This is a genomic window from Oerskovia sp. NPDC056781, from assembly GCF_042789955.1.
Lineage (GTDB): Bacteria > Actinomycetota > Actinomycetes > Actinomycetales > Cellulomonadaceae > Oerskovia > Oerskovia rustica.
The window spans coordinates 1-11,894 of the sequence record NZ_JBHUAD010000124.1 but is presented as its reverse complement, the minus strand read 5'-3'; the positions used below and the strand labels follow the sequence as shown (position 1 = coordinate 11,894).

The 11,894-nt window shown below is 73.7% G+C and carries 9 protein-coding genes; 7 read left to right on the top strand and 2 right to left on the bottom strand.

The genetic code is table 11. The features are described 5' to 3' along the window. Nucleotides 1-42 precede the first annotated feature (42 nt). Nucleotides 43-2,526: a DNA topoisomerase (ATP-hydrolyzing) subunit A gene (locus ACFRCR_RS11815; RefSeq protein ID WP_377677744.1), complete on the bottom strand. Its 2,484-nt coding sequence runs from the start codon at nucleotides 2,524-2,526 to the stop codon at nucleotides 43-45. Nucleotides 2,527-2,718: 192 nt separating this feature from the next. On the opposite strand from ACFRCR_RS11815, the gene ACFRCR_RS11810 reads away from it, so the two are divergent. From ACFRCR_RS11810 to ACFRCR_RS11795, 4 genes are all read left to right on the top strand, one after another. Beyond that, a complete protein-coding gene (locus ACFRCR_RS11810; RefSeq protein WP_377677743.1) occupies nucleotides 2,719-5,721 on the top strand; it encodes a GNAT family N-acetyltransferase in 3,003 nt (1,000 codons plus the stop codon). A 60-nt stretch (nucleotides 5,722-5,781) separates the two neighbouring features. Then, nucleotides 5,782-6,381 carry a DUF5998 family protein gene (locus ACFRCR_RS11805; protein WP_138824282.1) on the top strand — a complete coding sequence of 200 codons (600 nt, stop codon included), beginning with the start codon at nucleotides 5,782-5,784 and terminating at the stop codon, nucleotides 6,379-6,381. Next, complete coding sequence (locus ACFRCR_RS11800; RefSeq protein WP_377677740.1) at nucleotides 6,378-7,550, top strand: alkaline phosphatase family protein; 1,173 nt, start codon at nucleotides 6,378-6,380, stop codon at nucleotides 7,548-7,550. The genes ACFRCR_RS11805 and ACFRCR_RS11800 overlap by 4 nt, the downstream gene beginning before the upstream one ends. Nucleotides 7,551-7,632: 82 nt before the next feature. Beyond that, on the top strand, nucleotides 7,633-8,301 hold the full coding sequence (locus ACFRCR_RS11795) for a thymidine kinase (RefSeq protein WP_377677738.1): 669 nt from the start codon (nucleotides 7,633-7,635) through the stop codon (nucleotides 8,299-8,301). 101 nt (nucleotides 8,302-8,402) lie between these two features. Here the strand turns inward: ACFRCR_RS11795 and sepH are convergent, their stop codons facing one another. Beyond that, nucleotides 8,403-9,668, bottom strand: coding sequence for a septation protein SepH (gene sepH / locus ACFRCR_RS11790; protein WP_377677737.1), 1,266 nt, complete (start codon nucleotides 9,666-9,668; stop codon nucleotides 8,403-8,405). A gap of 133 nt (nucleotides 9,669-9,801) precedes the next feature. Between sepH and ACFRCR_RS11785 the strand changes: the two genes are divergently transcribed. The 3 genes from ACFRCR_RS11785 to ACFRCR_RS11775 all read left to right on the top strand — a co-directional run bounded on the left by ACFRCR_RS11785 (nucleotide 9,802) and on the right by ACFRCR_RS11775 (nucleotide 11,852). Continuing rightward, nucleotides 9,802-10,452: a trimeric intracellular cation channel family protein gene (locus ACFRCR_RS11785; RefSeq protein ID WP_377677735.1), complete on the top strand. Its 651-nt coding sequence runs from the start codon at nucleotides 9,802-9,804 to the stop codon at nucleotides 10,450-10,452. 3 nt (nucleotides 10,453-10,455) lie between these two features. Then, nucleotides 10,456-11,313 (top strand): inositol monophosphatase family protein, encoded by an 858-nt coding sequence (locus tag ACFRCR_RS11780; RefSeq protein WP_377677733.1) that lies wholly within the window; start codon nucleotides 10,456-10,458, stop codon nucleotides 11,311-11,313. Nucleotides 11,314-11,552: 239 nt separating this feature from the next. Next, complete coding sequence (locus ACFRCR_RS11775) at nucleotides 11,553-11,852, top strand: DUF4193 domain-containing protein (protein ID WP_030152516.1); 300 nt, start codon at nucleotides 11,553-11,555, stop codon at nucleotides 11,850-11,852. The last annotated feature ends 42 nt before the right edge of the window (nucleotides 11,853-11,894 follow it).

The following is an 11,894-nucleotide window of genomic DNA, read 5'->3' as shown; positions in this document are numbered from 1 at the left end:
AGCACCCGGTCGACCCCACGGTCGTTCACCCGTGCGGGAGGCTCAGCCGACGCCGATCGCCGTGATCGGCACGTCGAGCGGTGCGCCCGAGCCGTCGCGGCGCTGGTCGACGGGCGGCAGCTCGACGGGCTGGCCCGCGGACCCCACGGCCCGGCCGGGACCGCGGCCGACCCACGCGAGGATGAGCGTGTCCTCGCCCTTGAGGAACCGCTGGGCGCGGACGCCGCCCGTCGCGCGGCCCTTGCCGGGGTAGAGCTCGTACGGGGTGACCTTGCCCGAGCCCGCCTGCGTGCCCGGCAGGGCGTCGGAGGCGCCGGCGATGGTCACGACCGTCATGAGGTCGCGGCTCGCGGCGTCGATCACGCCGAAGAACGTGACCTGCTGTCCCGGGGCGAGCTTGATGCCCGCCATGCCCGCCGCGCTGCGTCCCTGCGGGCGCACGGCCGACGCGTCGAAGTGCAGCAGGCTCGCGTCGGAGCTCACGAAGACGAGCTCGTCCGCCTCGGTCACGGGGGCCGCGCCGACCACGGTGTCGCCCTCCTTGAGCGAGATGACCTCCCAGGCGTCCCTGTTGGTCGGCATGTCGCCCGCGATGACGCGCTTGACGACGCCGCCTGCGGTGCCGAGCGCGAGCGTGGGGGCGTCGGGGTCGAGGGACACGATCGTCAGCGGCTTCTCGCCGGGCTCGAGGCTCACGATCTCGCTCAGGGGCACGCCGCCGGACAGGCTCGGGGCGCCGTCGGTCGGGGGGAGGGCGGGCAGGTCGAGCACCGAGAGCCGCACGATGCGGCCCTTGCTCGTGACGAGCCCGACGTCGCTGCGCACGCTGGCTGCCACGGCGCCGCTCAGGGCGTCGTGCGAGTGGCGGCGGCCACCGGTGCCCGGCTCGGTCGCGTCGCCCGTGCGGGCCAGGAGCCCCGTCGCGGACATCAGCGCCCAGCACGGGGTGTCCTCGACCTCGAGCGGGACGGCCGAGACGGTGCCCAGCACGCCCTGTGCGGACGTGGGGGACGCGCCCGCCGACTCGAGCAGGATGGTGCGCCGCGGCGTCCCGTAGACCTTCGCGACCTCCTTCATCTCCGCGGAGACGACCGCGCGGAGCTTGGCCTCGTCGCCGAGGATCTCCTCGAGCTGGGCGATCTCCAGGCGCAGGGCCTCCTGCTCCTTCTCGAGCTCGAGGCGCGAGAACTTGGTCAGGCGGCGCAGGCGCAGCTCGAGGATGTACTCGGCCTGCGGCTCGGACAGGTCGAAGACCTCGCGCAGACGGGTGCGCGCCGTCTCGGCGTCGTCGCTCGACCGGATGACCTGGATGACCTCGTCGATGTCGACGATCGCGAGCAGCAGGCCCTCGACCAGGTGCAGGCGTTCCTTGCGCTTGGCGAGGCGGTAGGAGCTGCGACGACGGACGACGACGATGCGGTGGTCGACCCACACCTGGAGGAGCTCGCGCAGACCGAGCGTGCGGGGCTGGCCCTCGACGAGCGCGACGTTGTTGATGCCGAACGAGTCCTCGAGCGGCGTGACCTTGTAGAGCTGTTCGAGCACGGCCTCGGGGTTGAAGCCCGTCTTGATCTCGACGACGAGGCGTAGCCCGTGCGCGCGGTCCGTGAGGTCGGTCGCGTTGGTGATGCCGACGAGCTTCTTCGACTTCACGCCCTCGGCGATCTTCTCGATGACCTTCTCCGGCCCCACGAGGTAGGGGAGCTCGGTGAAGACGATGCCCTTGCGCTTGGCCGTGATGTTCTCGATGCGCGCGGTGGCCCGGGTGCGGAACGAGCCGCGCCCCGTGCGGTAGGCGTCGCGGATGCCGTCGAGGCCGACGATCTTGCCGCCGCCCGGCAGGTCCGGGCCGGGGACGAAGCGCATGAGCGCCTCGAGGTCCGCGGTCGGGTGCTTGATGAGGTGCTGGGCCGCGGCGACGACCTCGACCAGGTTGTGCGGGGCCATGTTGGTCGCCATGCCGACCGCGATGCCCGCGGCGCCGTTGACCAGCAGGTTGGGGATCGCGGAGGGCAGGACCTCGGGCTGGGTCAGCTTGTTGTCGTAGTTCGGGATGAAGTCGACGACGTCCTCGTCGAGCCCGGTCGTCATGGCCATCGCAGCGCTCGCCAGGCGCGCCTCGGTGTAGCGCGGCGCAGCGGGTCCGTCGTCGAGCGACCCGAAGTTCCCGTGGCCGTCGACGAGCGGCAGGCGCAGCGAGAACGGCTGGGCCAGGCGCACCAGGGCGTCGTAGATCGCGGTGTCGCCGTGCGGGTGGAGCTTGCCCATGACCTCGCCGACGACGCGCGCCGACTTCACGTGCCCGCGGTCCGGGCGCAGCCCCATGTCGGACATCTGGAACAGGATGCGGCGCTGGACGGGCTTGAGCCCGTCGCGCGCGTCCGGCAGCGCGCGGGCGTAGATGACCGAGTACGCGTACTCGAGGAAGGACCCTTCCATCTCCGTCGTGACGTCGATGTCGATGATCTTCTCGTGGACCTCGCTCGGGTCGAGCGGGGCTTTCGAGGCGGACGGTCTGCGCGCCATGGGTCGTCGGGCTCCTGCGGGTCGATGGGTCGGGTGCTTCGGTGCGGTCGGCGTGCGGTCGGCGGGCCGGACGGCCGGGCACGAGTGCTCGTCGGCGAACGGTAGCGCGGCCCACCGACATCCGGGCCCTCATTCTCCCGCGCGCCGGGCGCGCCGCTGACCAGCGTCGCTCCGACCAGTAGCCTAGGGCGGGTGAACGGACACGACGTCCCGGCCGACCCTGACCCGGCGCCGCAGCCGGACCAGTACCCGGTCGAGTGGGAGGCCGACGTCGTGCTGCGCGACGGCACGACGACGCACGTGCGTCCGATCCGGCCCTCCGACGCCGCGGCGCTCCAGCGTTTCCACATGGGCCAGAGCGAACGCTCGACGTACCTGCGCTTCTTCGCGAACATCGAGCGGCTCTCGGACCGGGACCTCGAGCGCTTCACGGTCGTCGACCACTCCGAGCGCGTGGCCCTGGTCGCGGTCAAGCGGGTGGGCCAGGACCTGCGCGAGGACATCATCGGCGTCGCACGCTTCGACAAGGTCGCCCCGCACGAGGCCGAGGTCGCGTTCAACATCGCCGACGCCGAGCAGGGACGCGGCCTCGGGTCGGTGCTCCTGGAGCACCTGGCGGCCGCGGCCCGCGAGCGTGGCGTGCGCAGGTTCAGCGCCGAGGTGCTGCCGCAGAACGGCAAGATGCTCGCGGTGTTCCAGGAGGCCGGTTACGTCGTGAGCCAGCACGTCGACGACGGGATCGTCGCGGTGAGCGTCGACCTCGACCCGACGGACCGCTCGCGCGAGGTCATGGCGGACCGTGAGCACCGCGCCGAGGCGCGGTCCATGCACGACCTGCTCACGGCCCGCCGGGTCCTGCTCGTGGGCCCCGGCCCGACGGCGGCACCCGGCACCGCGGAGCGGCTCCTGGCCGAGCGCGTGCTTGCCAACGCCCTCCGTGACCCGGGCGACGGGACGTTCGAGGTGGTCGGCGTCGCCGCCCCCGACAGCGACGAGCGCTCCGCCCCGCCCGCGGGCGGGCACGGGGTGCGTCCCGACGAAGGAGGCGCGGTCCCCGTCGGCCAGGCGGAGGACCACGGTCCGCACGGGCACGACGGCGCGCAGGGGAGCTCGCACGGGCACCCGCACGACGCCGCGACGGCCGCCGAGCTCGTCGAGGAGCTGGTCGAGGAGCTCGACGACGAGGCCGCCACGCCCCCGGTCCGCTTCCGGGCCCGCATCGCGGACGTCCCCGGGCCCGTGGACCTCGCGCTGCTGGCGCTGCCCCCGCGCGAGGCGATCGCCGCGACGGCCGAGCTCGAACGCCTCGGGGTGCGCGCCGTCGTCGTGCTCTCCGCGGGCTTCGCCGAGACCGGACCCGACGGGCTCGCGCTCCAGCGCGACCTCCTGCGCACCGCGCACACCGCGGGCATGCGCGTGGTCGGCCCCGCGACCTACGGGCTCCTGACGACGCACCCCGGGCACCGGCTCAACGCGAGCCTCGCCGAGGTCGAGCCGGTCGCGGGCAGCATCGGGATCTTCTGCCAGTCCGCGCCCACGGCCGTGACGCTCCTGGCGACGGCGCTGCGCCGCGGGATCGGGATCTCGTCGTTCGTGTCGGCGGGGCACCGCGCGGACGTCTCGGGCAACGACCTCATGCAGTTCTGGCAGGACGACCCCGAGACGTCGGTCGTGTGCCTGTACCTCGAGTCCATCGGGAACCCCCGCAAGTTCTCCCGCATCGCCCGACGGCTGGCGTCGGTCAAGCCGGTCGTGGTCGTGACCGCGGGACGCTCCGGGCAGGTCGTGCCGCCCGGTCACGCGGTCCGCTCGACGCGTGCCCCACGCCGCACGCTCGACGAGATGCTGCGCCAGTCCGGGGTGATCCACGCCGAGAACACCCACCACCTCGTCGACATCGCCCAGCTCCTCGCGAACCAGCCGTTGCCGTCCGGGCGGCGCATCGGGATCCTCGCGTCGTCGGCCGCGCTGACCGCGCTCGTCGCGGAGGCCGTGGTCTCGGCCGGGCTCGTGGTCTCCGACTGCTCGACCTTCCTGCCCGAGGACGCCGACGACGAGCGGATCGAGAGCGCGGTCGCCGCGCTCTACGCCCCGGACGCGTGCGACGTCGTCGTCGCGGTGCACGTCCCCACCGTCCGTCCCCGCGTCGGCACCGTCTCGCGGGCCGTCGCCCGGGCAGCCGCGGCGAGCGGACGCACCACGGTCGCGAGCGTCCTCGGGCTCCACGGCCTCGCCGCCGAGCTCAGCGCACCGAACCCTGCGGACCCCGACGGGCCGCGCCTGCACGTGCCCGCCTACTCGACGCCGGAGGACGCCGTCGCGGCGGTCGGCGCGGTCGTCGGGTACGCGCGCTGGCGCGACGCCGACCACGGCACGGTCGACCGTCCGGAGGGCGTCGACTCCGACCGCGCCCGGGCGATCGTCGAGGGCGCCCTCGCGGGCGACTCGGTGGTCGACCTCGACGCGGGGACCACGGCCCGGCTCCTCGCTGCGTACGGCATCGAGCTGTGGCCCTCGCGCCGTGTGCGCACGGCCGACGAGGCCGTGGCCGCGGCGCACGAGATCGGCTGGCCCGTCGCGCTCAAGAGCACCGCGGAGTCGCTGCGCCACCGGGCGGACCTGGGCGGTGTGCGCCTCGACATCGGCGACGAGGACGAGCTGCGCGCGGACGTCGAGCAGATGCGGGCCTCGCTCGCGGCCGTGCTCCCCGCGGGGAACCCGGGGCGCGCCGCGACCGGGGAGAGCGGCGCCGGGGCCGTCGAGCACACGGGCCCCGCACCCTTCGAGGTCCAGCGCATGGCCGACGCGGGTGTGGCGTGCGTCGTGCGCTCGACCGAGGACCAGCTCTTCGGGCCGGTCGTCTCGTTCGGTCTCGCGGGCGACGCCGTCGACCTCCTGGGCGACGTGAGCTACGGCGTGCCCCCGCTCACCGACGTCGACGTCGCCACGATGGTGCGCTCGATCCGGGCCGCGCCCCGCCTGTTCGGCTACATGGGGGCGCCCGTGGCGGACACCGCGGCGCTCGAGGACCTGCTCGCCCGCATGTCGCTCATGGCCGACGAGCTGCCCGAGCTGCGCAGCGTCGAGCTCTATCCGGTCGTGGTCGCCGAGCACGGCGCGGCGGTGCTCGGGGCACGGGTCCAGGTGGCCGGCGCGCAGCGGGCCGACACCCTGCGCCGCGCGCTCCCGGGCTGAGCGGTCCCCGGCGCGCGGGCGGGCTGGCCCCGTCGCGCCGTGCGGTGGGAGAATGCGCGGGTGCCATCTGCTGAATCCCCCTCCCGGACCGACCTGACCTCCCAGCTGCGCCGCGCGGGCTACTACCCGGAGCTCGTGCAGGACGTGCTCGACGTCGCCATCGCAGGGGAGGACCTCGTGTCCCACCTCGTCTACGTCGAGACGACGTTCGACGTCGAGGTGCGTCGCCACCTGACGGTCCTGGTCCTCACGCCGACCCGACTGATCACCGCGCACGTCGACGACCACCCAGCGGACAGCGAGAACCCGTCCGCGTCGGCCGCGGCGACGACCGAGTCGGTGCCGATCTCCGAGCTGCGCTCGGTCTCGTTGTCGCACGTGGTCGTCGACCCGGAGAAGCACCGCAGCGGCACGCCGCCCATCGAGGTGACGCTCGCGATCGGCTGGGGAGCCGTGTCCCGGGTGGACCTGGAGCCGGCGCAGTGCCCCGACCCGGGCTGCGAGGCGGACCACGGCCTGACGGGGCAGATCACGCCGGACGACATCGTGGTGCGCGTGAGCGCCGAGGCGGAAGGGCGCGACGCGGTGCGCAACGCCCTCGCGTTCGCCAAGGCCCTGTCGGCGGCGACGGCCCACGGCGTGGGCCGGGCGAGCCGGTGACGGTCCTGCCCGAGGTCCTCCCGGACGGGCTCCTCGCCCCGCGCTACGACGGGCTCGCCCTGAGCTCGGTCCTGCCCGGTGCGGCAGGCGCCCTGGGGCTGGACCTCACGACCGCGACCGGCACGAGCTCGCTGCGGGCCCGGGCGGACCTGGGCCTGCCCGCCGCAGACCGGGTGTGCGTCGTGCTCGTCGACGGCCTGGGCCACGCGAACCTCACCGAGCGGGCCGGCCACGCGCCGTTCCTGCGCTCGCTGCTCGGCACCTCACGCGTCCTCACGTCGAGCTTCCCCAGCACGACGGCCGCGGCGATCGGCACGTTCGGGACAGGGACGTCGCCAGGTCGCACCGGCATGCTCGGCTACACCCAGCGAGACACCGTCTCCGGTCGGCTCGCGAACATGGTCTCGTGGGAGGGCGCCGCCGACCCGCGCGACCTGCAGCAGGAACCGCCCGTGCTGGAGCGCCTGGCCGAGGCCGGGGTCGAGGTCTCCTCGGTCGGTCCTGCCAGGTTCGCGGGCTCGGGCATGACCGTGGCCGCGCTGCGCGGCGCACGCTACCTCGCAGCAGAGTCCATCGCGGACCGCGTCGACACCGTCGCGTTCGAGCTCACGGCCCCCGGGATCGTCTACCTCTACTGGGGCGACGTCGACAAGGCCGGTCACCACCACGGCTGGCGCTCGCGGCAGTGGGGCGACGCGCTGTCGGACCTGGACCGCGAGCTCGGGCGCCTCGCCCGGTCGCTGCCGCACGGCACCCTGCTGATCGTGACGGCCGACCACGGCATGGTCGACGTCGACCGCTCGAAGCGCTGGGACGTCGCGAAGACCCCGGAGCTGGGACGTGGTGTCGACCTCGTGGGTGGCGAGCCCCGTGCGGTGCACGTCTACGCTCGTCCGGACCAGTCCTCCTCGGTCGCGGCACGCTGGTCGTCCGTCCTGGGCGACGACGCGATCGTGGCGCTGCGTGAGGACGCCGTGGCCGCGGGCTGGTTCGGCCCTGTCGCCGACCACGTGCTCCCCGCGATCGGGGACGTCGTCGTCGCGATGCGTGGCCGCGCCACCGTCGTGGACTCCCGCACGCAGACCGCGGCCTCTCTCCAGCTCGTCGGCGTCCACGGCTCTCTGACCCGCACCGAGATGCAGGTCCCGCTGCTCGTCACGACCACCTGAGCACGAACCCACCCCACCCGGTCCTGACCTCCGACCGGGTGCCCTCGGGGAACCTTCCCCCGTACCCGAAAGGCCCACGACCGTGGCAGAGCTGGTCTTCTTCTCCGGCACGATGGACTGCGGCAAGTCCACCCTCGCCCTGCAGCTCGACCACAACCACTCCGCGCGTGGTCGGACGGGGCTCAAGTTCTCCCGCAACGACCGCGCCGGGACGGACCGCCTCTCCTCGCGCCTCGGCCTCGAGGTCGCGGCGCACGAGGTCAGGGACGACACCGACTTCTGGTCGTTCGTGGTGGACGCGCGCCGACACGGCGAGACCGTCGACTACCTGATCTGCGACGAGGCCCAGTTCTACTCGACGACCCAGGTCGAGCAGCTCGCACGCCTGGTGGACGAGGTCGAGATCGACGTGTTCGCGTTCGGTATCACGGCGGACTTCCGCTCGCACCTGTTCCCGGGCTCGGCGCGGCTCATCGAGCTGGCGGACCGGGTCGAGGTGCTCCAGGTGCAGGCGCTGTGCTGGTGCGGGGCCCGCGCGACCCACAACGCGCGCACGGTCGACGGCTGGATGGTCGTCGAGGGGGCGCAGGTCGTGGTCGGCGACACGGGGGACAGCGTGAGCGAGGTCGCGTACGAGGTCCTGTGCCGGCGGCACCACATGCGACGCATGACCTCTGCGTCGGCCCGGCTGCGCTCGGCGACCGGGGACGGGCTGGTCCTCGACCTGTCGGACGGCCCGGCGACGCGCTGAGCCGGCGGCGCGCTGAGCCGGCGGCGACGCCGCGGGCGGGGAGCCCCGGCGACACCGCGGGCGAGGGGGCGCGGAGGGCCACGGCCCTCGGCCGTCGCAGGTCAGTGCTCGGGCTTGGCCCCGAAGACGATCTCGTCCCAGCTGGGGACGCTCGCCCGCGGCTTGCGGCCGCTGCGCCGTGTCTCGGCCGGGTGCGCCGCGGGCTCGGTGCGGTTCCCGGCGTCCTCGCGCCGGGAGCGCGTGGTGCTGGCCGGTGCCTCGTCCACGTCGGCCGCGCGCTCGTCGCCGGTGCGGCGCTCGCGGTTTCCCGACCCTGCGGGGTGGGCGTCGCGCGAGTCCTGGTCAGGAGGCTCCTCGGACGGGTCGATCCCCTCGTCCCGGCCTGCGTCCCGGCGGGCCGACCGTGACGGGTGAGCGCCGTCGTCGGGCCGGTGGTGCGCTCCTTGGCGCCCGCCCTGACCCAGGGTGATGACCTTGGCCCCTGCGGGCTCCTCGTCGCCGCGCGCGTCGTCGCGGCGTGACGACCGGTCGCCCAGGTCGAACGTCTGCGGAGGGCCGAAGCCCTCGAAGATCGCCGGGTCCTCGTCGCGGTGCGCGCGCACCCCGCGCCGCTGGCTGAGGTCGTCGAGGATCGACGTCGTCTCGTCGTGCACCGGCAGGGTCTCGACGACCGGCGTGCGTGCGGGCTCGTCCGACGCGTCGGTGCCGGCCCGCTCGGGCGACGGTGCGGACGGCGCCTGGCCGCCCCCGCGCGCCGCGTGGTCGAAGATCGCGCCGCGCACGCCGCGCACGGGCTCGGCCTCGGGCGTGGCCCCGGACAACCAGCGGGCCTCGTCCTCGAGGGCGTGCAGAGAGCGCGACTGGGGGTCGTACGACCAGCGCGCGCTGCGAGCACGGTCCCCGATCAGGAAGAGCGCCGTGACGGTCCACGCCGCCCCGTGAGGGCGGGCCGCGGACCACTCGACGTCCTCGGGCTCGACGCCGCGCGCGGTCAGTCGCTCGGTGACGAGCTCGCCCAGGGTGGGGGAGCCCTCGTCGTGCCCCAGGCGGTTCTTGCGGACCTGCTCGACGACGAACTCCTGCTCGGCGAGCACGGGCCCCTCGAAGCGGCGCACCTGCTCGATCGGGATGCCGGCCTTCTCGGCGACCTCGCGGGCGCTGTGGCCCGCGCGCAGCTGGGACTGGATCTCCCGCACGGGCAGGACGCCGGGGGCCTGGGCCCGCAGCTGTTCGAGCTGGGTGCGGTCGCGGCGTACGGCAGCGCGCAGCGCGTCGTCGATGGGCAGCGTGAACCGCGCACCGTCCGCTCCGGCGAGGACGAGGGTCTCCCCGTCCTCGTGCAACCTCACCAGCTCGAGCTCGTTCATGAATCCTCCCACGCCGTGCAGACCGGCTCGTCGCCGGTGGGCCTGCACTCCCGAGAGTGCCATCCCGGGTCGCCCGTGCGGCGCAGGCGGCTCGGTGTGCCGCGTTCCGGGGTCTGCTGGGATGATTCTCCCCGTGATCGAGTTCCCGATGGACGACGTCCTCGAGCTGGGCGCCGTGTTCTGCGCCGCACTGTCCGGCGGGCTGTCCGCGATCCGCAAGTCCTTCGACATCTTCGGGGTGCTGGTGCTCGCGTGGGCGACGGGCCTGGGCGGCGGGATCCTGCGCGACGTGCTCATCGGCGCGACGCCTCCCGTGGGCATCTCGAGCTGGCGCCTCGTGGTGGCCGCGCTGGCCGCGGGGGTGGTCATCTACTTCTTCCACCCGCGCCTCGAACGGATGCGGCGCGGGATCATCGTGCTCGACGCGGGTGCGCTCGCGCTGTTCGTGATCGTCGGGACGACCAAGGGCCTCGACTACGGGGTCGGCCTCATGGCCGCGGTGATCGTCGGCACCCTGACGGGGATCGGCGGCGGGGTCCTGCGCGACCTGCTCACGAGCGAGGCGCCTCTCATCCTCCAGGACCGCCAGCTCTACGCGGTGCCCGCGATCGTCGGCGCGTCGATCACGGCCGTCCTGTGGCGTGAGGGGTGGCTCACGGGGGGGACGCAGCTCGCGACGATCGCGCTGATCTTCGGCTTCCGGCTGGTCTCGCTGCGCCTCGGCTGGACCGTCCCCGGTCCGTGGTCGGGTCGTCGCGGCGGTGCGGGGTCGGGCAGGATGTGAGGCGTGACCTCCTTCATCGATGACCCCCGCCTGCCTGACGACGTCACGGTCGCGGAGCTGCGATCCCTCGCCGAGCGCCTGGCCCGGGAGGCCGGGGCGCTCGTGCGCGACGGCCGCCCCGAGCACGTCGAGGTGGCCGCGACCAAGTCGAGCGCGGTCGACGTCGTGACGGCCATGGACGCCGAGTCGGAGGCTCTGCTGCGGCGCACCATCGCCCGCGAGCGTCCCGACGACGCGATCCTCGGCGAGGAGGAGGGGGCATCGGCGGGCACGTCCGGGCTGACGTGGGTCATCGACCCGATCGACGGCACGGTCAACTACCTGTACTCGGTCGCCTCGTACGCGATCTCGGTCGCCGTGGTGGCCGGTCCTCCCGACCCGGCCGAGTGGACCGTGCTCGCCGGCGCCGTGCACTCGATCGTCGACGGCCGCACCTGGACGGCCGGGCTCGGCGCGGGAGCGACCCTCGACGGCGAGCCCGTGGCCGTCAACCCCGCGGGCCCTCTCGCGACGTCCCTCGTCGGGACGGGCTTCGGGTACGACGCCGACCGGCGGCGCCACCAGGCGCAGGTGCTCGTGGACGTGCTGCCGCAGGTGCGCGACATCCGTCGGCTCGGGTCGGCGGCGATCGACCTGTGCCTCGTCGCGACCGGCAGCCTGGACCTGTACTACGAGCGCGGCCTCAACCCCTGGGACCTCGCCGCAGGAGCGCTCGTCGCGCAGGAGGCCGGTGCGACCGTGACGGGACTGCACGGACGCGCAGCAGGGGTCGACATGACGGTCGCGGGTCCGCCGCGGGCCGTGTCGGACCTGGTCGCGCTCCTGGAGGCGGCCGGTGCCGATTCCGACGGCTCCAGGTGAGGGAATCCGTCGGGCCTCGTGAGAGGTGACGAGGACCACTCGCGTCGGGGATGCGCCCGCGCGGTAAATGGTGCAGAATCCGTTCGCCCCCGGGAACAATTCCCGGCGGCGGAGCATTACACCGCGTACACCAGTCAGGACGTCCAGCAACACGTCCTACGGAGTGCCTGTTCGACGGCCTTCGCCGGACCGAACGACCCCCATGTTCGACCACGACGTTCCGGAGTGTGACCCCACAGATGGCAACTGACTACGACGCCCCCCGCAAGAGCGAAGAGGATCTCAGCGAGGACTCGATCCAAGAGCTGCAGGCTCGTCGCTCCGACAAGAGCTCGGGCGTTGTGGACGAAGACGAGACCGAGGCTGCGGAAGGGTTCGAGCTCCCGGGCGCGGACCTCTCCGGCGAAGAGCTCTCGGTCCGCGTGCTGCCTCGACAGGCTGACGAGTTCACCTGTTCGAGCTGCTTCCTCGTGCACCACCGCAGCCAGCTCGCGTACGAGAAGAACGGGCAGCAGATCTGCTCGGAGTGCGCGGCCTGACGGCCTGAGCCCCAACGACGGACGGCCGCCACCCCACGAGGG